Annotated in this window: 19 protein-coding genes, 1 tRNA gene and 1 pseudogene; 13 read left to right on the forward strand and 8 right to left on the reverse strand. The window is 51.0% G+C overall.

Annotation, left to right across the window (positions count from 1 at the left end):
* The first annotated feature begins 121 nt into the window (after positions 1-121).
* The 6 genes from P8H26_RS01125 (at position 122) to P8H26_RS01150 (ending at position 5,325) form a co-directional block, all read left to right on the forward strand.
* Positions 122-544 (forward strand): hypothetical protein, encoded by a 423-nt coding sequence (locus P8H26_RS01125; protein ID WP_289631004.1) that lies wholly within the window; start codon positions 122-124, stop codon positions 542-544.
* 5 nt (positions 545-549) lie between these two features.
* On the forward strand, positions 550-1,488 hold the full coding sequence (locus P8H26_RS01130) for a sterol desaturase family protein (protein ID WP_289631005.1): 939 nt from the start codon (positions 550-552) through the stop codon (positions 1,486-1,488).
* Positions 1,489-1,580: 92 nt separating this feature from the next.
* Entirely contained in the window at positions 1,581-2,768 is a 1,188-nt protein-coding gene (locus tag P8H26_RS01135) for a DUF2157 domain-containing protein (protein ID WP_289631006.1), read from the forward strand.
* Positions 2,765-3,346 (forward strand): GDYXXLXY domain-containing protein, encoded by a 582-nt coding sequence (locus P8H26_RS01140; RefSeq protein ID WP_289631007.1) that lies wholly within the window; start codon positions 2,765-2,767, stop codon positions 3,344-3,346. Before P8H26_RS01135 ends, P8H26_RS01140 begins: the two co-directional genes overlap by 4 nt.
* Positions 3,347-3,479: 133 nt before the next feature.
* Positions 3,480-3,562: transfer RNA gene (locus P8H26_RS01145), tRNA-Leu, on the forward strand.
* A gap of 296 nt (positions 3,563-3,858) precedes the next feature.
* Complete coding sequence (locus P8H26_RS01150; RefSeq protein ID WP_289631008.1) at positions 3,859-5,325, forward strand: amidohydrolase family protein; 1,467 nt, start codon at positions 3,859-3,861, stop codon at positions 5,323-5,325.
* A gap of 92 nt (positions 5,326-5,417) precedes the next feature.
* On the opposite strand, the gene P8H26_RS01155 is transcribed toward P8H26_RS01150, so the two are convergent.
* Positions 5,418-5,915 carry a hypothetical protein gene (locus tag P8H26_RS01155; RefSeq protein ID WP_289631009.1) on the reverse strand — a complete coding sequence of 166 codons (498 nt, stop codon included), beginning with the start codon at positions 5,913-5,915 and terminating at the stop codon, positions 5,418-5,420.
* A 561-nt stretch (positions 5,916-6,476) separates the two neighbouring features.
* Here P8H26_RS01155 and tig point away from each other — a divergent pair.
* The 6 genes and pseudogenes from tig to P8H26_RS01185 form a co-directional block, all read left to right on the forward strand.
* Positions 6,477-7,892: a trigger factor gene (tig, locus tag P8H26_RS01160; RefSeq protein ID WP_289631010.1), complete on the forward strand. Its 1,416-nt coding sequence runs from the start codon at positions 6,477-6,479 to the stop codon at positions 7,890-7,892.
* A gap of 207 nt (positions 7,893-8,099) precedes the next feature.
* Positions 8,100-8,465 carry a GNAT family N-acetyltransferase gene (locus tag P8H26_RS01165; RefSeq protein ID WP_289631011.1) on the forward strand — a complete coding sequence of 122 codons (366 nt, stop codon included), beginning with the start codon at positions 8,100-8,102 and terminating at the stop codon, positions 8,463-8,465.
* A gap of 253 nt (positions 8,466-8,718) precedes the next feature.
* A complete protein-coding gene (gene gatB / locus P8H26_RS01170) occupies positions 8,719-10,218 on the forward strand; it encodes an Asp-tRNA(Asn)/Glu-tRNA(Gln) amidotransferase subunit GatB (protein WP_289631012.1) in 1,500 nt (499 codons plus the stop codon).
* Positions 10,218-10,721, forward strand: coding sequence for a GNAT family N-acetyltransferase (locus P8H26_RS01175; RefSeq protein WP_289631013.1), 504 nt, complete (start codon positions 10,218-10,220; stop codon positions 10,719-10,721). Before gatB ends, P8H26_RS01175 begins: the two co-directional genes overlap by 1 nt.
* Positions 10,722-10,938: 217 nt before the next feature.
* Positions 10,939-11,334: an NADH:ubiquinone oxidoreductase subunit NDUFA12 gene (locus P8H26_RS01180; protein ID WP_289631014.1), complete on the forward strand. Its 396-nt coding sequence runs from the start codon at positions 10,939-10,941 to the stop codon at positions 11,332-11,334.
* Positions 11,335-11,661: 327 nt separating this feature from the next.
* Positions 11,662-12,003 (forward strand): annotated as a pseudogene (locus P8H26_RS01185) (DUF2155 domain-containing protein); the annotation flags it as partial.
* Between the two features lie 17 nt (positions 12,004-12,020).
* Here P8H26_RS01185 and aat read toward each other — a convergent pair.
* The 6 genes from aat to P8H26_RS01215 form a co-directional block, all read right to left on the reverse strand.
* Entirely contained in the window at positions 12,021-12,635 is a 615-nt protein-coding gene (gene aat, locus P8H26_RS01190; protein WP_289631017.1) for a leucyl/phenylalanyl-tRNA--protein transferase, read from the reverse strand.
* A gap of 5 nt (positions 12,636-12,640) precedes the next feature.
* The gene (gene accC, locus P8H26_RS01195; RefSeq protein ID WP_289631018.1) at positions 12,641-13,996 is read right to left on the reverse strand and encodes an acetyl-CoA carboxylase biotin carboxylase subunit; all 1,356 of its coding nucleotides are present in this window, start codon (positions 13,994-13,996) and stop codon (positions 12,641-12,643) included.
* Positions 13,997-14,099: 103 nt separating this feature from the next.
* Positions 14,100-14,570 (reverse strand): acetyl-CoA carboxylase biotin carboxyl carrier protein, encoded by a 471-nt coding sequence (gene accB, locus P8H26_RS01200; protein ID WP_289631020.1) that lies wholly within the window; start codon positions 14,568-14,570, stop codon positions 14,100-14,102.
* Positions 14,571-14,791: 221 nt separating this feature from the next.
* Positions 14,792-15,241, reverse strand: coding sequence for a type II 3-dehydroquinate dehydratase (aroQ, locus tag P8H26_RS01205; protein WP_289631021.1), 450 nt, complete (start codon positions 15,239-15,241; stop codon positions 14,792-14,794).
* A 179-nt stretch (positions 15,242-15,420) separates the two neighbouring features.
* Positions 15,421-16,194, reverse strand: a complete 774-nt coding sequence (locus P8H26_RS01210) for a DsbA family protein (RefSeq protein WP_308446646.1) — start codon at positions 16,192-16,194, stop codon at positions 15,421-15,423.
* Between the two features lie 130 nt (positions 16,195-16,324).
* Positions 16,325-17,662 carry a M48 family metalloprotease gene (locus P8H26_RS01215; protein WP_289631224.1) on the reverse strand — a complete coding sequence of 446 codons (1,338 nt, stop codon included), beginning with the start codon at positions 17,660-17,662 and terminating at the stop codon, positions 16,325-16,327.
* A gap of 507 nt (positions 17,663-18,169) precedes the next feature.
* Between P8H26_RS01215 and P8H26_RS01220 the strand changes: the two genes are divergently transcribed.
* Positions 18,170-19,273, forward strand: a complete 1,104-nt coding sequence (locus tag P8H26_RS01220) for a pyridoxal phosphate-dependent aminotransferase (RefSeq protein WP_289631225.1) — start codon at positions 18,170-18,172, stop codon at positions 19,271-19,273.
* A 127-nt stretch (positions 19,274-19,400) separates the two neighbouring features.
* Here P8H26_RS01220 and P8H26_RS01225 read toward each other — a convergent pair whose 3' ends face one another.
* Complete coding sequence (locus tag P8H26_RS01225; RefSeq protein WP_289631022.1) at positions 19,401-22,406, reverse strand: ribonuclease E/G; 3,006 nt, start codon at positions 22,404-22,406, stop codon at positions 19,401-19,403.
* Positions 22,407-22,530: the final 124 nt, after the last annotated feature.

Raw genomic sequence — 22,530 nt, forward strand, 5'->3', positions numbered from 1 at the left:
ACAGGCATAACGGCTATTGCATCCCAATTATTGAGTGCTTGAACCGGCCGGATTTTCGTGTGACCTTGCTCAATACACGTCCGGACATATCCGGCTTGTTTGCGGGGGGAGGTCAAGTCGCTTGCTGAGTCTGCCTGTTCTGATTGGCATGATTGTTGCCGCTATTATCACCGGAGTGCTGGCCGTTCATTTTTTAGGCGGCGGCAGGCAGGCGGTTTTAAATAATAATACAGATGTGCTTACCCGCTTTCATCAGGATTATCCTGAAAGCCGGATTAATGAGATTTGCTATACGCAGGATCGGCGCACGGCTTTTTTTGCTCTGCCAGAGCAGGGAACCGGCATTGTTCATGCGGTGGGCGCGAAATTCCTGACCCGTATATTGAAGCCGCAAGATATTCTGGACATACGAAAGCAGGATGAAGCGGGGCTATTTGTGCGCATGGACGATTTTACATGGCCTGCGGCATCTTTCACATTCGGCGATCAGGCCAGCCGCAATCAGGTTTATAGCTGGCTGGAAGGCACTATAAAGGGGGAGTAGTGGACATGAATGAACCGGCATTCTTCGATGTTACGCTGATTGCGGTGCCGTTATATCTCCTTGCTATATTAATAGAGCTGTTAGCGGTGCGTTACTGGCATCGCAAAGGCGAGTTTGAAACCCGCGATGCGCTGACCAGCTTGTTAATGGGCACCGGCAATGTTGTGGCAGGTTTACTGCTCGGCTTTGTCTCAGTAACAGCATTGCTTTGGGTCTGGCAGTTTCGTTTCTTTGATCTTGGCCTGCATTGGTGGGTCTTCGTCGCGGCCTTTATTTTCGATGATCTGCGCTATTACTGGTATCACCGTATTGCTCATCGTGTGCGCTGGGTCTGGGCGGAGCATGTTAATCATCATTCCAGCCAGCACTATAATCTCACCACAGCACTGCGTCAGTCATGGACAGGGCAGATCACCGGCATGTTTATCCTGCAGGTGCCGCTGGTTCTGCTGGGGTTTCATCCGGCGGTTATTGCCTTTGTCTATGGCTTTAACCTGATTTATCAGTTCTGGATTCACACCGAGGCAATCGGCAAAATGTGGAAGCCGGTTGAGTTGATCTTCAACACGCCGTCGCATCACCGTGTGCATCACGCGACCAATCCGCGTTATCTGGATGCAAATTTTGCCGGAACGCTGATTATCTGGGACAGGCTATTTGGCACATTTGTTGAAGAGCTGCCGGAGGATATGCCGCGTTACGGGATTGTGCGCAATATCGGTACTTTCAATCCGGTGCGGGTGGCTTTTCATGAATGGGCAGGGATGTTGCGTGATGTGTTCGCGCCGGGGCTGAGTTTACGCCAAAGGCTGATGTATATGGCGGCGCCTCCCGGCTGGAGCCATGACGGTAGCCGCAAAACCTCGGAAGATCTGAAGGCCGATTATGTGCGCCTGAACCCTGATGAAGCCGGTAAGCCGGGATTGCCTGAGCGTTCGTCTTAATTTAACACGATAATAAAGCTATGCGCTCGTTTATTGCATCGGGCAGGCTTGTTCTCATGCAAGCCGAGCAACCATTATAACAGGATCACCATTTGTCCCTTTTTGTTTCCCTCGCACGTCAGATAGACCAGTGGCAGTCGCAAGGATTGCTCGATCAGGAAACCGCAGACAGGCTGCGCCTTGATGCTAAAAGCCGTCATAATGGTTTTGGCATTGGTGGTGTGCTTGCCGTGCTTGGTGCATTGCTGCTCGGTGCGGCACTGATCCTGTTTATTGCAGCCAACTGGGAGGTCATTCCCCGTATCGGGCGTGTGGCTCTGATCCTGACAATATTGTGGGGTGGTTATCTCGGCGGAGCATGGTTGCAACAACGGGGCGCAAGCGGGCATGAAAACAAGCTGGCAGCGATATTTGCGCCGGCGCTCTATCTGCTTTCAGCAATAACCTATGGTGCCGGTATCGCGCTGGTCGGGCAGATGTATCATATGTCCGGTGATATGACGACCGCGGCGCTGGCATGGGGCGTTGGTGTTCTGATTGCTGCAATATTATTGCGTGCGCCGATTCTGACAACCGCAGCGTTGGGTATCGGTGGTTTCTACCTTGCTACTGTGCTGCAAGAGATGGGCGGACAGGTTAATCTGGTTGCATCCTACCGCTGGGTTCTGCCGCTTTATCTCGCGGCCTGTGTCGGCACGATTATTTACACCAAAGCTGATAAAGCCATGCATCTGCTGTCGATGCTGACGCTGGGCTATTTTCTGGTGATGTATTTCGATCTTGAAAATCCGGCGATACTGATACTGATGATAGCCTTAGGTGCCGTTTTGATAGTCTGTCAGGGGCGCTGGCCGGATTTTGAGCGTTTGAGCTACGGGTTTGGTTCGCAGCTGGCCGGTTATGGTCTGGCTTCGCTGCTGATTGCTCTGTTTATCTTTCAGGTTGAGCATAAAGACCTGTTCAACAGTTATGAGGTCGGTGCCGATGCGCTCTATTCGCTGGCAGCAATTGCGATTTGTGTTTTCGCGCTGATTATTGCCGGAGAGAAAAGCGGTCAGCTGCGCTGGTTCGCCTATGCGGGGTTCTCTCTGCATGTGCTTTATCTGGCCACTGTCACCGTTGGAACGATGATTGGCACATCCGGCGTGTTTCTGATCGGTGGTTTGCTGGTGATGGGGCTGGCTTATCTGGTGACCCGTATGGAAAAATATCTGCATGGCGCGCCGGTCAAAGCGGTGTCAGATAATGGCGTTGATAGCAGCAAGGGGCAGCAGTCATGAGTTTTCTTAAAAAACGCTGGCTTTATGTTGCTGCTATTATTGCAGCTCTGTTGCAATCGGGCGTTATGCTGGCTGGTGTGCAGCAGCGCATCAGCATTTTGCGCAATGGTTCTGAAGTTGTGCTGCGGACACTGCCTGTTGATCCGCGCGATCTGATGCGCGGGGACTATGTTATTCTCGGCTATGAGATTTCCCGTTTGCCTGCGCGCCTGATCAGCGGTGAGCCGCCACGTAAAAGCGGCCTGAACTATATTTATGTTGTGCTGGCGAAACAGGCTGATGGTCTGTGGACGGCTGAACGCGCGCAATATGTCAGGCCGGATGCGCTGAAGGAGAATGAAATTTTCCTGCGCGGGGAAGTTGAAGCACCAATCCAGATTTATGATGAGAGTTCAACTGTTCCGGTCGTTTATGGCATAGAACGCTATTATGTGCCTGAAGGTGAGGGGCTTGCTGTAGAAAACGCCCAGCGCGACAGTAGCGTTGATATCGTCTTATCTGTGAATGAAAAAGGTGTGGCGGCTATCCGCGCGCTTAGAATTGACGGAAAGCTGATCTTTGACGAGCCGCTGTTCTGAGGAAAATTAAAAGGGGAAAATGATAAGATCTGTGTATGACAGTCTCTTATCAAAAATAATCTGTTTTTCCCCTTTGCCCCCTGAAAATTGAATGCTATAGAGCGCGCACATCAGAAGCACGCTTGCTTCAGTTGCGGATATGGCGAAATTGGTAGACGCACCAGATTTAGGTTCTGGCGGGAGACCGTGGGGGTTCGAGTCCCTCTATCCGCACCACTTTTATTTCCTTTATTTTTTGTAAGCCTTTGTAGTTGCTGAGTGTTTGACTCTGCGATTTTGGCGAAGGTGCGTTTTTAGTCAATTTTGTGATACAAACTGTGTTACAAATTGCGTTACAATGCACTTTTAGCTGTCATCTTTTCTCATTGCGCACTGTTTAAACTCTCCGTAGGAAATATATCCTGCCATAGGATGCCGGTTTTCATGAATTCTAAAACTTTATGGCCGAAGTTTCCGCATAATTACAATTGCACGACGGCAGTCTTATCAAAGCTTTAGAAGGGTCTGAGAGTATGGGTAACTATGGCGCGCGTTACGGGCAATATGCTCATGGATTTGGGTGTTTGTGCCATAGTTCTGAAATCACACAGCTGAATGAACGTATTGGTCGCGGGCTGAGCCGCCGTTCTGTGCTGAGTGGCCTTGCTGCTGTCATGGCTGGCGCTGTGGTAGCTGATCCTGTGTCAGCATTGGCGCAAACACCTGTCTCCGTTGCCGGTCAGCCTGTATTGCTGAAAAATCTGCGCATTTTCGATGGTAAGTCCTCAAACCTGATTGAGGGGCGTAATGTTCTGATCAGCGGTGGCAAAATTATGGATATTCTCAAGGCTTCAGAGAATGTTGCCGATGCGCAGGTGATTGATTGCGGCAAGCGCGTTCTGATGCCGGGTCTGATTGACGCCCATTGGCACAGTATTCTGGCTGCTATTCCGCAAATGGTCGCGATGACCTCTGATATTGCTTATGTGCATCTTGTTGCCGCACAGGAAGCACAGCGCACCTTGATGCGTGGCTTTACGACTGTGCGTGATATGGGTGGACCTTCATTTGCGCTCAAGCGTGCGATTGACGAAAAGCGTATTCCGGGGCCACGGATTTATCCGTCGGGTGCGATGGTATCTCAGACCTCCGGTCACGGCGATTTCCGCCAGCGCAGCGATATTCCGCGCCATAGTGCCAATGATCTCAGCATTGCAGAATCCGCCGGTATTGCGGCCATTGCTGACGGTGAGGCTGAAGTGCTGCGCCGCGTGCGTGAGCAGTTGATGCTGGGTGCAAGCCAGATCAAGATCATGGTCGGCGGCGGTGTGGCTTCTTCCTTTGATCCGCTGGATTCTCTGCAATTTACTGAAACCGAAATCCGTGCGGCTGTGATGGCTGCTAAGGATTGGGGCACATATGTCTGTGCACATGTTTATACATCCGCAGGCATTCAGCGTGCGCTGGCTTGCGGCGTGCAGTCGATTGAGCATGGCCAGCTGGCGGATGAGGAAACCGTCAAGCAAATGGCCGATGCCGGTGCATGGTGGAGCATTCAGCCGTTTCTGGCAGATGAAGATTCCAATGTTTATGCCTCGCAGATACAGCGCGACCAGCAGAAAATGATTGCTGAAGGCACGATACGCGCTTTTGAACTGGGGCCGAAACATAATGTCAAAATGGCATGGGGAACGGATATTCTGTTCAACCCTAAGGGAACGGCTTCACAGGGACGTCAGCTGGCGAAACTGGCGCGCTGGTTTGACAATGGTGATGTGCTGAAAATGGCAACTGGCACCAATGCGGAATTGCTGGCACTGTCAGGGAACCGTAATCCTTACGGTGCAGCTGTCGGCGTGATTGAAAAAGGCGCAATGGCGGATGTGTTGCTGATTGACGGTAATCCGCTGGAAGATGTGTCGCTGATCAGCGATCCGGACAAGAATATGAATCTGATTATGAAAGATGGTGTTATTTACAAGAACACGCTGGCTGCATAGCCGCATCTGTAAGCTGCATGACAACGTAAAAACAAAAACCGCTCCGGTGACCGGAGCGTTTTTTTCTATTCAAAATATATTCGCTCGTAGTTTTAAAGCTTACTTTCCAGCAGGCTGGTCAGAGCTTTTGTGCGTGGTTCGATATCACCGGCATTGGAGAAAGGTTTCCAGTTGATTGTCAACTTGCTGCCTTCAAACGTCAGGCCGTCAGCATAGTTTGAAGCCGGAGCGGTTTTTTCATCATAGAGAATAACAACGGATTTCAGTTTTTCTTGCAGCGCTGTTTTACCCATATCATCCGCTGCAATCGCCTTGAATGAGCGGATAACCGGCTCAATCACCGTATTTTGCAGATAATCCGGAGCAGCGTAGGAATCCGCATAGCCTGCCAAGGCAAGGCTGTTGAGATTAAGCTCAATCACAACCGGAAAGCCTGCGGCGTCCTGAATGGATTTTTCATATTGCGGCCAGACATCTTTGGCATAGGCTGCAATGGCACGGCGTTCCGCAAGGCCGGCTTCCTGTGCATGGGTGGCAACAGGTGCAAGCGGCAAAAGCAGTGATAACAAAGCAATGAAACGAAATTTCATTCTGTAATCCTTGAAACAGAGCATAAAGCAGGGCCTGTATCAAAAGTACTTTTATGATGAAAGGGCCGGATTTCAGCAGCCGGATCAGCTATTTCGTTATTGTTCAGCGGGGAATGGCCGCGGTGATGCGGTATTATTCCGAAATGGCAGCAATTCTGGAGATTTGGCCGATAAAATCCGATTGTTTGCAGGGCTAAAATTCAATCGCATCTTGTATTTTGCGGGCGCTGATTGTAATGGGTTTGCGATAAATGGGATTCTGGCGCAATGCTGTGGCACGGGCTCAGGCACAAAATGTGACCGCCTGCTGTTGAAAAAGCAGATATTGTGCAGGAAAATCAATAGCAGAAGTCAGGTATGGCTGCTTAAATCCGTACCGTTTATATATAGAGTCGCGGCCGTTCATCGGCGGACTTTATATAAGTTCAGGGATGTTATATAGCCTTTGCGCATATCTGTGCGCGGTATGTGACAACAGAAAAACAAGAAGTTTTGCTAGCTACGGCGGCTGCGGTCATGCGGCCGGTCATGCGAAACGAAGACAAAAGTGAAGGTTTGGACATGCAGGTTACCGAAACGCTCAATGAAGGGCTGAAGCGCGAGATCAAAGTCGTGGTTCCGGCACAGGATCTTGAAGCAAAGCTCGCTGAGCGCCTCGAAACCGCTCGCGGTCGCGCTAAAATCGACGGCTTCCGTCCTGGTAAAGTACCTTCAGCACATCTGCGCAAGATGTACGGCAAGTCTTTCATGGCTGAAATCGTTAATGAAATTCTCAACGATTCAACCCGTTCGATCCTCGTAGAACGCAACGAAAAAGCTGCAACCCAGCCAGAAGTTGTGATGAGCGAAGATGAAGCTGAAGCCGAACAGGTTCTGGCCGGTAAAGCTGATTTCGTATTCTCGATGAACTACGAAGTTCTGCCAAAGATCGAAGTTAAAGATGTTTCCGGTCTTAAAGTGACCCGTGAAGTTGTTGATATCTCTGACGAAGAAGTCGAAGATCAGGTTAAGAAAATCGCATCTTCCGCACGCACTTTTGAAGCTAAAAAGGGCAAAGCTGAAGACGGCGACCGCGTAACTATGGATTACCTCGGCAAGCTGGGTGATGATCCGTTTGAAGGTGGCGCAGATCAGGATGCGCAGCTGGTTCTCGGTTCAGGCCAGTTCATTCCGGGCTTTGAAGATCAGCTGATCGGCGTAAAAGCCGGTGACGAAAAGCAGATCAAAGTGACTTTCCCAGAAAATTACGGCGCTGCTCATCTGGCCGGTAAAGAAGCAACCTTCGACATCACTGTGAAGGAAGTTGCTAAAGCTGCTGAGCTGGAACTGAATGATGATGTTGCTAAGAAGCTGGGCATTGAAAGCCTTGAGCGTCTGCGCACTGTTGTTCGTGAGCAGATCGAAAGCCAGTACGGCCAGATCACACGTCAGAAAGTTAAGCGTCAGATCCTCGACGGTCTGGATGCAGAATATCAGTTCGAAACACCAGAACGTCTGGTTAACGCTGAATTCAACAACATCTGGCAGCAGATCAATTTCGACCTGCAGCAGGCTGGCAAGACTTTTGAAGACGAAGAAACCACTGAAGAAGCTGCTCGCGAAGAATATCGCAAGCTGGCTGAACGCCGCGTACGTCTTGGTCTGGTTCTTTCCGAAATCGGCGACAAAGCCGGCGTGGAAGTAACCGAAGAAGAACTGCAGCGTGCCGTTTACGATCAGGTTCGTCGTTATCCAGGTCAGGAACAGCAGGTTTATGAATTCCTGCGTAAGACTCCTGATGCAGTTGCTAACCTGCGCGCACCAATCTTTGAAGAAAAGGTTGTTGATCATCTGCTCGGCACAATCTCCGTTACTGATAAAAAAGTGACCAAAGAAGAGCTGACAGCTGATGAAGAAGGCGCAGAAGATGCAAAGCCTGCTAAAAAAGCTGCTCCAAAGAAAAAAGCAGCTAAAAAAGCTGACGATGCAGCTGAATAATCAGCCCGCATAGAATTACGAGAAAGCCGCGCTTCATGCGCGGCTTTTTTTATTTGCCGGTTACAGAATGATTGTTTGCCGCCCGCGTTGCGCTATTGTGACCGGATGGCCATAAAACCCTATTATCATTTGTGCAAAAATCTGAACGGTGACATAGCGCGGCCAGTCTGGCCGCAAGCTGTGGCTCTGTCCGTGTTCAGGCCGGATATGATTGCTACGCTTCATGCTTTGCTCGTCGAGTCTTACGAGGCTGTTGGTAATACCGTGCCACCAAAGGATGTGTGGTGGCAGACCTTATCCGGAGATGAAGAATATGATGCCTCTCTGATTTTTCCGGTAACAGACAACCAAGGGCAGGTCATCGCTTTTGCACAATGCTGGAGCAGTGCTTTTATCAAAGATATTGTGGTGCATCCAGCATGGCGCAAGCAGGGTATTGGCGAAGCTTTGCTGTTGCATTGCTTCCATATTTTTAAGACGTGCGGTGCGAAAAATATCGGTCTGAAAGTCGAGCAGAGCAATCCGTTTGGTGCAGAGAGACTTTACCGGCGTTTAGGAATGACGGAAGTCTGAAGGGGCAATGCAGTGAACGGGGACGGGCGTTTTCAAGCCTATGCTTTGTCAGAGAATTTTGCATATTTTGCTCCAACACAGGGTGCACTGTTGTGGCAGACTGTTTATAGTCCGCGCAATGTCAGTTCATCCGTGCTGAAACAATACTGAAACCCCAGAGAACACTTGCCAGTCAGGCCGGTTTGTTTTAGCCAGAAGCATGAGAAAACGGCAGAGTGAACTTCGCGCCGCAAAAACAGAGATTTAAGAGCCCATGTCCCTTATCGATACACGTACGCCAGACCCAAAACGCCTGATCTCCGGTGCCACCGGTGACTGGGAAATCGTGATCGGGATGGAAGTTCATGCGCAAGTAACTTCCAATTCCAAATTGTTTTCCGGTGCTTCAACCGAATTTGGTGCGGAGCCAAACGCCAATGTATCGCTGGTGGATGCTGCGATGCCGGGCATGCTTCCGGTTATCAATGCGGAATGTGTGGCGCAGGCTATTCGTACCGGTCTCGGGCTGAAAGCGCAGATCAATCTGAAGTCGGTTTTCGACCGTAAGAACTATTTCTATCCGGATCTCCCGCAGGGCTATCAGATTTCTCAGTTCAAGCAGCCGATCGTTGGCGAAGGCACTGTTATCGTGTCTGTCGGCCCTGATTCCAAAGGCCAGTTTGAAGATGTCGAAGTTGGTATCGAGCGTGTGCATCTGGAGCAGGATGCCGGTAAGTCGATCCATGATCAGCATCCGAGCGTGTCTTTTGTTGATCTGAACCGCTCCGGCGTAGCGCTGATGGAAATCGTATCCAAGCCGGATATGCGTTCATCGGATGAAGCCCGCGCATATATGACGAAACTGCGCAGCATTCTGCGTTATCTCGGCACCTGTGACGGTAATATGGATCAGGGCTCGATGCGCGCGGATGTGAACGTGTCTGTGCGCCGTCCTGGCGGTGAATTTGGCACGCGCTGCGAAATCAAGAACATGAACTCGATCCGCTTCATCGGTCAGGCGATTGAATATGAAGCCCGTCGCCAGATCGGTATTCTCGAAGATGGTGGCGCGATTGATCAGGAAACCCGCCTTTATGATCCGGTAAAGGGTGAAACCCGTTCCATGCGTTCGAAAGAAGAAGCGCATGATTACCGTTATTTCCCTGATCCAGATCTGTTGCCGCTGGAGTTCACACAGGCCTATGTTGATGAACTGGCTTCAGGCCTGCCGGAACTGCCGGATGACAAGAAAAACCGTCTGGTTGAGACCATGGGTCTGTCCGTTTATGACGCATCCATTCTGATTACTGAAAAAGCTATTGCTGACTATTTCGAATCGGTTGCAGAAGGCCGTGACGGTAAAGTTGCTGCAAACTGGGTCATCAATGATTTGCTCGGCGCTTTAAACAAAGCCGGTAAGGACATTGAAAATGCTCCGGTTTCCCCGCAGCAGCTCGGCGGTATTCTTGATCTGATCAAAGAAGGCACCATTTCCGGTAAGATCGCGAAAGACCTGTTTGAAATCGTCTGGAATGAGGGCGGTGATCCTCAGCAAATCGTTGAAGCCCGCGGTATGAAGCAGGTAACTGATACCGGCGCGATTGAAAAAGCCGTTGATGAAATCATTGCTGCGAACCCTGAAAAGGTGGCTCAGGCTCTGGAAAAGCCGACATTGGCTGGCTGGTTTGTTGGTCAGGTAATGAAGGCAACCGGCGGTAAAGCAAATCCGCAGGCTGTGAATGATTTGGTTAAAGCGAAACTGGGCATCGAATAATGTGGCTGCGCTCTGCAAATAAGGATGATCTGAAGGCTGTGCATCAATTGCTGGTCAAGACATGGCACGCAACATTTGATGATGTGCTGGGTGTTGAGACTGTCAATAAAGTCACCGGCGAATATCATTCTGTAGCAGTGCTGACGCGCAATCTGGCTAAGCCATATTCCGAATTTGTTGTGGCTGATGACGGCGAGGGCAACCTCGTCGGCATGGCCTTTGCCAGCCAGAGCAAGGACGGTATTGCAGAGCTGCATCAGCTCTACGTCGATCCCGAGCATCATGTGCAGGGCATCGGCACTATGTTGCTGGCCGAGATCGAGATGGCTTTTCCTGATGTGGAAAAGCTTGCTCTCGAAGTGATTGCGAAGAATCAGAAAGCTCTGGATTTTTACGCCCGCAAAGGTTTTGAAAAGACCGGTGAGACGAATGACTGGGGCACGCTCAATCTGGATATTCCGGTTATCAAAATGGAAAAGTCTCTGACAGGCTGGTCTATGTGATTTGAGCATTTGGCATTTAATTGTGCCTGTTACGTCCGTGCCAAATTTCTTGAGTGGTGGATGTTCTCTTATGTTCAATGAGATCACTTAACTGAGAAATGCTGAAAACAGCGGCAACTTGACCCTTGCGAAGAGCCTCAGATAAGGTCATAAGCAGGGAATAATCTGCATGATCCTGCGCCTTTATGGTCAGGATAGTTCAGGATCTGGAAGTGCTATGAAAAAATTTATTATTCAGGTTTTTACCTGGTGGAACAGCCAGACAATCGGCACCCGTCTGCACACATGGCGCAAAGGCAAGCGCGTCGGTGAAGACGAGTTTGGCAATGTCTATTATACCGGTGGTAAAGATTCTGAAGGTCGCACCCGCCGTTGGGTTATCTTCAACGGTTACAGCGAAGCCAGCGCTATTCCGGCAGGCTGGCACGGTTGGATGCATCACCGCACCGACACGCCGCCGACTGAAGAAAACTATCAGCCGCGTGAATGGCAGAAGCAACATCAGCAGAACCTGACAGGCACACCGCAGGCCTATCGTCCGCAGGGTGCAATTTCAGCTTCCGGCCAGCGTCCAAAGGTAACCGGCGACTACGACGCCTGGACACCGAACTAAGTTATATTCCTGAGGGGATAAACAGGCGGCATAACTTTATCAGGTGTGCCGCCTTTGCATTTCAGCGATTATGCTTTCCGGTTAATCAGTTCTGTTGTTCTGGCCTCCTGTTAGTTATGGGTTGGGGAAAACTGCACTGAGCAGTGTTTTTTCTCACAAATGCCGCAAAGAACAGGCTAATTTTCATTAAGGGTGGTCTGCAGGCCGCCTGATCTTGCAACCAACACCAAAGGCTTAATGCGTATGAATGTTTCTTCCGGATGGCATTTTGGGGCAACATTTCTGCTGGTTGCAGGTTTAACTGCTGCAAGTCTGACCGCTGTATCTGAGGCGAGGGCAGAACGGATTTCCAATAAAGTCGCTGAGTTTTCCGGTCTTGATAAAATCACCGGCCGTATCACGACTTTTGACGTTTATATCAATGAAACAGTGCAGTTTGGTGCGTTGCAGGTAACGCCTAAGGTTTGTTACAGCCGCTCTGAGAATGAAGCACCGCGCACCGATAGTTTCGTGCAGGTGGATGAGATCACCCTTGATCGTAAGATCCGACGCATTTTTTCTGGCTGGATGTTTGCTGATAGTCCGGGTCTGAATGCCGTTGATCATCCGGTTTATGATATCTGGCTTAAAGACTGTAAGCAGACTTCTGATATTCCGGCGCCTAAATAATCAAAAATACTGTGATTTCAAAACTGTGCGGGCGTTAATATCGCCGGTAGCAGCATGTCTTCATATTTGCTGGCGGGGATTTCAACCGCTCCGAAGCGCTGTAAATGCTCTGTGGTGAATTGCGTATCCAGAAGCTGAAACCCGTGGGCACGCAGCCGCTCGACCAGATGCACAAGGCAGACTTTGGATGCATCTGTCATATGGCTGAACATGCTTTCGCCAAAGAACGCTCCGCCGAGCGATACACCGTATAGTCCCCCAACCAGACGCCCGTTTTGCCATGCTTCCACAGAATGGCAGTGGCCTGCACGATGCAGCGCAATATAGCCCTCGCGAATGGTTTGGTTAATCCACGTTCCGGCATCAGGGTCTGTACGCATAGCGCACCTCTCCAGAACCTGCTCAAAGGCCGTATTGTAGCGAATCTCAAAGGGAGCGCGCTTCAGTGTCTTTTTCAGGCTGCGGGGAATGTGAAACTGGTCCAGCGGGATGATACCGCGCTTTTCAGGACGTACCCAGAATATTTCCGGATCATCAGCACTTTCTGACATAGGGAAAATGCCGGAGGCGTAAGCCCGGAGCAGAAGCTCCGGACTTAAATTTTGTGGTGGAGGGGATTTGCGTCCCGCCACCGGAGTTACTGACCCGATGCGTTTTTCTTTTCCAGATATTTTTCAAGCCAGTGGATATCATAATCGCCGTTGGCGATATCCGGATTGGCAATCAAATCCTGAAAAAGCGGCAGCGTTGTATCAACGCCGTCAACAACAAACTCATCAAGCGCACGGCGCAGACGCATCAGACATTCCACGCGGTTACGGCCATGAACAATCAGTTTCCCAATCATGCTGTCGTAATATGGCGGGATTTTATAACCGCTATACACGCCGGAATCGACGCGAATACCAAGGCCGCCCGGTGTGTGATAGTGGTTGATTGTGCCCGGTGACGGTGTGAATGTGCGTGCGTTTTCCGCATTGATACGGCATTCAATCGCGTGACCGGAGAAGCGTACATCTTCCTGCTTGATCGACAGGCCGAGACCGGCAGCAATGCGGATCTGCTCATGAACCAGATCAATGCCGGTAATCGCTTCGGTAATCGTGTGCTCAACCTGAAGACGTGTGTTCATTTCAATGAAATAGAACTCACCGTTTTCATAGAGAAACTCGATGGTGCCGGCACCGCGATAGCCGAGCTCTGCAACCGCATTGGCACAGATCATGCCGATCTTGTCACGGGCTTCAGAGTTCAGAGCAGGGGAGTTTGCTTCTTCCCAAACCTTCTGGTGGCGACGCTGCAGCGAGCAGTCACGTTCGCCCAGATGCACGGCCTTGCCCGCACCATCACCAACGATTTGCACTTCAATATGGCGCGGCTTTTCGAGATATTTCTCGATATAGACAGCATCATCGCCGAATGCAGCAGCAGCTTCTGAGCGTGCAGTATTGTAGGCAACGGAGATATCTTCTGCCGATTTGGCAACCTTCATCCCGCGACCACCGCCACCGGAAGAAGCCTTAATGATAACCGGATAACCGATTTCTGCCGCAATGCGGACGGCGTCCTGTTCACTGTTTACACCGCCGTCAGAACCCGGAACAACCGGAATGCCTAAGCGCTTTGCAGTCTTCTTCGCTTCAATCTTATCGCCCATGATGCGGATATGCGCAGCGGTCGGGCCGATGAAGGTGATGTCGTGTGCTTCAAGAATTTCAGCGAATTTGGCATTCTCGGAGAGGAAGCCGTAACCCGGATGAATAGCATCGGCACCGGTAATTTCGCAGGCAGCAACGATCTGATGAATATTCAGATAGCTGTCGCGCGATGGTGGTGGTCCGATACAAACGCTTTCATCTGCGAGGCGCACATGCATGGCATCGGCATCAGCAGTTGAGTGAACGGCAACAGTCTTGATGCCAAGCTCCTTACAGGCGCGCAGCACCCGCAGGGCAATTTCGCCGCGATTGGCTATGAGGATTTTCTGAAACATCGGTGCTCCTGCCTCAGCATAGTTTGACGGGCAAACTATGCATCAAATCAAATTGGTCAGCGATGGCTGTATCCGCCGGATACAGCCGCGATCTGAGAAGATCTTATTCGATGACGATAAGCGGTTCGCCGAATTCAACCGGCTGGCTGTCGCTCACGAGAATAGCAGTCACAGTACCTGCACGCGGAGCGGCAATCTGGTTCATGGTTTTCATCGCTTCGATGATCAGAACAGTCTGGCCTTCTTTAACATTCTGGCCGACTTCCACGAACTGCTTGGCACCTGGTGCAGGTGACAGATAGGCAGTACCAACCATTGGTGAAGGCACTGCATTTTTGGATTTGTCAGCTGCTTTTGGTGCTTCTGCCGCAGGTGCTGCTGCTACCGGAGCTGCCGCTGCAACCGGTGCCGGTGCGAAATACTGCTGCGCTGCTGCCTGCACAGTGATGTTGCGCGAAACGCGAATGCGCAGATCATCCTGTTCAACTTCAATTTCTGTCAGATCGGTATCTTTGAGAATATTCGCGAGATCGCGAATGATCGCCTGATCGATACCGGAGCTTTTATTCGTCATGGGTCTGGCCCCTTTACCGCTGATATGGTGTTGTTTGTTTTAAAGCATATTCCGATCGGATAAAATCAGATCGGAATATGCTTTATGTTTTTGTCTTGGCGCAGTAACAGGCGAAAAACGGGTTTTCACTTTTGTTTTAACTGCTCTGAAGCATATGCCTGACGATCAGGGCTTTATATGCTGGTTTATACTGAGTGGCATAATCCACTCTGAAAATCCGGTCAACTTTCGCTATTCTTAGGATAGCCGGCCAAAGCCCGCAGCCCCATCAAATAGCCGTCTGCACCGAAACCGCATAAGACAGCTTTGGCAACCGGCGAGACGAAAGATTTGTGACGAAACTCTTCACGGGCATGAATATTGGAGAGGTGAACCTCAACAACAGTCACCTGCGCAGCACGAATGGCATCAAGCAGCGCAATGGATGTATGCGTATAGGCTGCCGGATTGATGAGAATATGTGCTCTTTTCTCACCGGCTTCCTGAATCCATGAAACAAGATCACCTTCATGATTGGACTGGCGAAAGTCGATTTCAACGCCGAGGCGTTCAGCTTCTTTCCGGCAATTTGCAGCAATGTCATCAAGCGTGACCGACCCGTAAATTGCCGGTTCTCTTTTACCGAGCATATTCAGGTTCGGGCCGTTCAGAATGAATATCATTTGTGCCATAGAGTGCGCTGTCGCTTTACAGTTCCGTTATATTCATGAATTCAGGTGATCTGAAGACTTTGTCTCTTCCCATATAATGGGGAATCCGTTGAGGTTAAAGCCTGTAAATCATATCCGTACAGGCTTTAACCTCATTTTTAGGCACTAAATTCAAATTTTATAGATAAAATTATGGCGTTTTATTTTGTGGCCGCCTTTAACTCACGCTGTTCTGCGATTTTTGCACTCAGCGCATCAAGCCCGACAGCTCCCGGAACCAGCTCTTCGCCGATAATGTAAGACGGTGTGCCGGAGATATTCAGCGCCTGTGCAATGTTATATGCGCTCTGGAAAGAGGTGACGACCTCTTTGCTTTTCATCAGCTCACGCAGTTTAGCTTCATCTGCACCCAGTGATGTTGCGATTTTCAGGGTGCTTTCTTCTGTCGAGCTTTTTGGCTCTTTCATCAGCGCTTCATGCAATTCCATGTATTTTTCAGGCATCAGCTTTTTAAATGCCTGTGCCACCAGATGCGTGCGCATGGAATCAGGGCCGAGAATCGGGAATTCTTTCAGAACAAAACGAACATTAGGGTCGGCTTTCATAAGAGCCTGCATGTCCGGCATCGCGCGTTTGCAGTAACCGCAATTGTAGTCATAAAATTCGACAATCGTCACATCGCCTTTTGGATTGCCGTAAACGGCATCATTGGCATCGTTGAAAATCGAATCATGGTTGTCTGCAATGATTTTTGACTGACCTTCGCGGGCAGATGCGGACTGTTTGGCTTCCAGCGCATCCTGCACTTCGAGCATCACTTCCGGGTTTTCGAGCAGATATTCGCGGACAATCTTTTCAACTGCGGCTTTATCAAGTGGTTTTGCTTCCTGCGCATGGGAGGCTGCAACAGCTGAAACCAGAGCGGCGGCGCCGAAAACAGTGGTCGCTAAACGGCGCTTGAAATGAATGGTCATTGGGTCACTCCGGATAAACCGGCCTTGTCGTTCGGGTTAAGAATGGAAGTTTGTCAGGCAGAGATGCCAGACAAACTAAATGTGAAGCTTGTTATGTGTCAAAAAAACCGGCGCCGGTTTTCCGTGACGGTTATTTCTTTTTAGTTTTGGTATTAATGATGTCCTGTGCGCGCAGCCAGTCCGGCGAGCCGGATTTCAGGCGGGTTTGTGCACGGGTTGCGAAAATCTTTGCCTCATTGATGCGGCCTGCATAATAATGCTGATCCGCTGTTGCCAGATCGGAAAGCCCCATCTGGCCGGATTGTCCGTAGGCCTGCGCCAGATAGCCATAGCCTTCCGAGAATTCAGGATCTCTGACGACACCTGCTTTAAGCTCCCGAATAGCGGCTTCCATATTTGCTTTGTTTCCGGTCAGCATGAGGGCGCGGCCATAGCTCATACGGATGAGGCTGGATTTGCGAGGGTCGAGCGCTGCCGCCTGTTTGAACTCAGTCGCAGCACCGGCAGGATTGTTGGCTTTCAGCAAAATTTCCCCCTTCATTTCACGGAAATAGGGGTTTTTCGGCTGCTCTTTAATCAGTACATCAATCTTGGGGAGTGCATTGCGGGGATTGCCGTTGAGATAGGTGTAGATAGCATCGCCGTAACGCGCGCCAAGTCCGCGCGGATTGTTGCGGAAAATGCGCTGTATAGAACCCAGCCCGCCGGAATAGGCTGCAATTTTCGCGCGTGCCAGATCGTGGCGAACTTGCAGGCTTTCCGGATCTTTTTTCTCGAAATTCGGGCTTTGGCGGGCAAGCGTTTCCAGATTGGCAATACGGTCTCGCGGGAGCGGATGGCTGATGCGATAGGAATCAACCTGTGTGCCGCTGATCGACAAAGCGCTTGCAAAGCGCTCAAAAGTTGTGAGCATGCCTTTGGCAGACTGGCCGGTTTTGTTCAGATAGTTGATTGCCGAGCGGTCGGCCGCTGCTTCTTCCGAGCGCTGATAGGAGAGCAGGCTGCGCATAGCAACTTCGCCGCCGCCTGCCGCAATACCGCCACCGGCACCGGCAATGGCGCTGTTGCGGGTGGCTGCACCGGCAATACCTGCACCAAGGCCAAGTAGCATGCCAATCACTGCCATAGTCTTGGCTTGTTTCAGTTGTTCGCGCAGACGATCCTGATGACCGCCGGCAAGATGGCCGGTCTCATGTGCAATAACGCCGATAATTTCGTTTGGCGTTTCGGACTGAAGCAGAGCTCCGGTATTAATAAAAATACGCCGTCCGTCTACGAACGCATTAAAGCTTTGACTGTTGACCAGCACAGTGCCGATACGGCGGTTGCCAAGACCGGCGGCGTTGAGGATAGGAGTTGTGTAGTCGGTAACAAGCGCTTCAATTTCCGCATCGCGCACGATGGGAATTGAGCGGGACTGAGCCGAGGCGGTAAAGGCTGAACTTGCCAGAACCGCAGCTGAAATCATCAGAGCCAGTGGCAGACGCAATATATTGAGGGGAACAGCCGAAGCCGGTGCTGCCGGTCGGGGCGCAGGGGCAGTATGAAAAAATGTGTTTTCGGCCATCAATAAAGTCCTGTTTTTTTTAAAAAGTTACTTCAGGCGTGAATCATCTGCGTCATTTATAGCGTTGTTTTAAGGCTCAGGGCTGAAAAAACAGACTCATCCCTTTAATGCGCAGCTATCCGCAGAACAGGTTCCTTTCTTTATGATATTTCAGGCCTTTTTTATGACCTGAGCTGAAGCCAGCCTTAAGAAGCCTAAAGATTTAAGCCGTTTTACTGTTTTGCTTTAAAATTCGTGATGATTTCGCTGTTGTTGCCCTCAGGCGTTCGGAGTATGCAACGAACATAATTCAGAACTTTGATCAGAGTTGCACAAGCTTCACGAACAGGCCGGCAGCGGCAAAGTTAATTTGAGGGCAGAAGAGTGAGAGTGTTTTCTTACCGCAGTGATGTTGATCCGTTTCATGCTATGGACGTGCTGGCGGAAGCCAACAGGCGGCGTGCCAGCGGCGCACCGATGATCTCTATGGCTGTGGGGCAGCCTGCCGATCCGGCACCGCTCCGCGTGCGTGAAGCCGCACAAAAAGCGCTGATTGACGGTAAAATCGGTTATACGGATGCGCTGGGTCTGATTGGTCTGCGCGAGGCGATTGCCGCACATTATGCAGAGCAATATGGCGTTGATGTCAGCCCGCAGCGCATTGCGGTGACGACAGGGTCATCGGCGGCTTTCAATCTGGCATTTCTTGCTTATTTTGATCCGGGCGACCGTGTGGCGATTACCCGTCCCGGCTATCCGGCCTATCGTAATATTCTCAAAGCACTGGGAATTGAAGTTGTTGAAATCGGCACCGGTGAGGGCGCCAGTGCAAACTTAACCGCTGAAAGTCTGATTGCAGCTCACGCAGAAAAACCGCTGAAGGGTGTGCTTTTTGCCAGCCCCGCCAATCCGACCGGCGCGATTATTGAAGATGATGAGCTGAAAGCTATTCTGGAAGCGGCACGTGAGCGCAATATCCGTGTGATTTCTGATGAGATTTATCACCGGCTGACCTATGACCGTCCTGATCAGACTGCATTGGCCTTCGATGATACTGTGACGGTGATCAATTCATTCTCCAAATATTATTGCATGACCGGCTGGCGTATCGGCTGGATGGTGTTGCCGGAAGATGCGGTTCGCCCGCATGAGCGCATTGCGCAGAGCTTGTATATATCTGCACCGGAGTTATCGCAGATTGCGGCGATTGAAGCTTTTAAAGCAACGAACGAGCTGGATATTATCAAACAGCGCTATGCACTGAACCGTTCAATCCTCGGAGAGCATTTGCCAAAGCTGGGGCTGACATTGGCAGCACCTATGGATGGTGCATTTTATGCCTATTGCGATGTTTCGCGCTTCACCAATGACAGCATGGCATTTGCCCGCAAAATGATTGCCGAGATCAATGTGGCAGCTACGCCGGGGCTGGATTTTGATCCGCTGGAAGGTCACCGCACTATGCGCTTTTCCTATGCGGGGACTGCGGATGAAATGCGTGAAGCTATGCGCAGGCTGGAAGGCTGGCTCTGAAAATCTGCGCCAAAAGGCACTGCTTTCACACTTTGAGGTAGGCCTTGTTTTTTTAAAATCTATCGCAGAAACAAAAAAAGCCGCCGGAATTTCCGGCGGCTTTTTTGATATCTATATGAGCTTCTTCTTAAAAGAAGCCTTTTTTCTGCCACCAGCCGCCGCGTTTTGGCTGCTCTGCAGGTTCTTCTTTTTTCTCTGCCTGACCGACCTGAGAAGTCACAACCGGCTTTGACGCTTCCTGCGTACTTCTGCGATTGCGGGCAGGTTTTTCAGCCTGAGGTTCCGGTGCAGATTCAACAGCTGGTTCTGACGATGCTTGCGGAGATGCCTCTTGTTTTGACACCGGAGCAACCGCAGCCACCTCAACCGGAGCTTCAGCAATAACATTGTCTGAAGCTTCTGCAGGTTCAGCTGCTTTTTTGCCGCGCGGCTTGCGGGCAGGCTTTTCAGCCTTATCCGCCGCCTTTTTACGGGTTGTTTTGGCAGGCGCTTCAACCGCTGCCGGTTCTTCAGTTGCAACCGGAGCTTCAGCCTCTTCAGCAGGCACTTCCGTTACAACGTCTGCAGCTGCTTTTGCTGTGCGTGGCTTGGCTGCACGTTTGCGCGCCGGTTTTGCAGTTTTCTTGTCTGCTTTTTCCGATGTCTGAGCCGGAGTCTCTGCTTTTACCGAAGCCTCCTGCGCAACAGCAACAGCTTTGGCAGACTGTGGCTGGAAGCCGACAAATTCCGGTGCAGGAAGCGGAGCAGAGGCTTTCTTTGCCGCAGCCTGATAGGCGTTCAGACGGGTGATTGCTTCATCACGGCTGAAACCGACAAATTCCACCGCAGGCATGCGGTTGTCGTTGTCATATTCACCACGACGGTTTTTACGTCCGCCACGACGGCCACGACGGCGCTTCTTGCGACGATCTTCTTCGGACTGAGCAGATGCATCATCTGTTTCTGCATCATCGCCTTCATCTTCATCAGATGCATTTTCACCCTGCGCTTCCGATGCGTCACGGTCACGCCCGCCACGACGGCGACGGCGGCGACGACCGCGCTTGCGATCATCACCTGTTTCTTCGCGGGCACCTTCATCTTCAGATGATACGGCTTCTGCCTCTGTTTCATCTTCCACATCAATGATTTCCGGATCATTTTCCTCATCATAAGGCATGAACTGGATGGTCTGCGGAACCGGATTAACAGGGCCGGCAGCCGGAGCGCCTTTATCAATGGCCAGATGCTGATGACCAACGGTCTCATCAATCTGCAGCTCAATGGTCAGGCCAAAGCGGCTTTCCATTTCAGCGAGCAGATGACGCTTGTGGTTGAGCACATAAAGCGCAGTCGCCTGAGGCGCACGCACGATAATGTTGTTCTGAGAATTGCGCTGCAAGAACTCTTCAATGGAGCGGATAACAAAGAGACCCATCGAGGAGTCCGAGCGGATCAAGCCAGTGCCTGCACAATGCGGGCATGGCTGCATTGTGCTTTCGAGAACCGAAGCGCGGATACGCTGACGCGACATTTCCAGAAGGCCGAAATGCGAGATGCGGCCGACCTGAATGCGGGCGCGATCATCTTTCAGGCAATCTTTCATGCGTTTTTCAACAGCACGGTTATTGCGCTTTTCTTCCATGTCGATGAAGTCGACAACAACCAGACCGGCAAGATCGCGCAGGCGCAACTGGCGCGCAACTTCTTCTGCGGCTTCCAGATTGGTCTGCAGTGCGGTTTCTTCGATCGAGCTTTCGCGGGTTGAGCGGCCGGAGTTCACGTCAACAGCAACCAGAGCCTCTGTCTGGTTGATGATGATGTAGCCACCGGATTTCAGTGTAACCTGCGGATGCAGCATACGGTCGAGTTGTGCCTCAATGCCGTTGCGGGCAAAAATCGGCGTGGTTTCACGATAAGGCTGAACCACGCGCGCATGGGTTGGCATCAGCATCCGCATGAAATCTTTGGCTTCGCGGTAACCGGTTTCACCGGCAACCAGAATATCCGTGATGTCTTTGTTATAAAGATCGCGGATCGAGCGCTTGATCAGATTGCCTTCTTCGTAGACGAGGGCAGGCGCCTGTGACTGCATGGTCAGCTGGCGGACATTGTCCCACATGCGCATCAGATATTCATAATCGCGGCGCACTTCTGCCTTGGTGCGGTTAGCACCGGCCGTGCGCAGGATCACACCCATGCCCTGCGGCACTTCGAGTTCCTTGACGATATCTTTCAGGCGCTTGCGATCCTGAATATTGGTAATTTTGCGCGAGATACCACCACCGCGTGCGGTGTTTGGCATCAAGACAGAGTAACGACCCGCTAATGACAGATAGGTTGTGAGAGCTGCGCCCTTATTGCCGCGCTCTTCCTTGACTACCTGAACCAGAACAATCTGGCGGCGCTTGATAACATCCTGAATCTTGTAATGCTTGCGGTGCGCACGGTTGCTGCCCGGCAGCTCTTCCATTGCATCTTCTGCGCCGACTGATTCAACCTGATCATCTTCGTCGTCATGATCATCATCATCTTCGTCATCATTGCTTGATGAGCGGGAGTTGTGCTTGCGGGAGGCCTTTTCGCGGATCACCGGCTGATCGGAAGAAGCCGCCATGACGGATGTGTTGTCATCGGTATCATCATTTGCCGATTGCTGTGCAGCAGCCAGTAAAGCTTGCGCATAGTTTTCCTGTGCTTCAACGGCGAAATCGCCGACGAATTCAGGTGCAGGCAGAGCTGGTGCAGATACGACATCTTTATTGTGCTGCTGATGACGATTGCGGCCTGAACCGCGACGCTCATTATGACCACGGCGGTTGCGGCGCGGTGCTTCTTCGCGTTCTTCATCATCTTCGTCACGCGCGGCGCGTGCTTCAGCTTCGATCAGCGCTTTGCGATCTGCTTCCGGGATCTGGTAATAATCCGGATGAATTTCTGAGAAGGCGAGGAAGCCGTGGCGGTTGCCGCCATATTCTACGAAAGCAGCCTGCAATGACGGCTCAACGCGGGTTACGCGTGCCAGATAAACATTGCCTTTTAATTGTTTCTTATGCTCGGATTCAAAATCGAATTCTTCGATTTTATTGCCGCGCACCACTACAACGCGCGTTTCCTCCGGGTGGGAGGCATCGATAAGCATTTTGTTCGACATATGTGTTTTTCCTTCCGGCGGAAAAACGCAAATCAATGGCAACCAAAGACGCATCGTGAGCGCCGGTTCCGTTATATTTGCGATTGCCGGATAAATTAAGGTTCGTCGAAACGCAGAGTACAGT

The organism is Pseudochrobactrum sp. sp1633 (assembly GCF_030376605.1).
GTDB lineage: Bacteria > Pseudomonadota > Alphaproteobacteria > Rhizobiales > Rhizobiaceae > Pseudochrobactrum.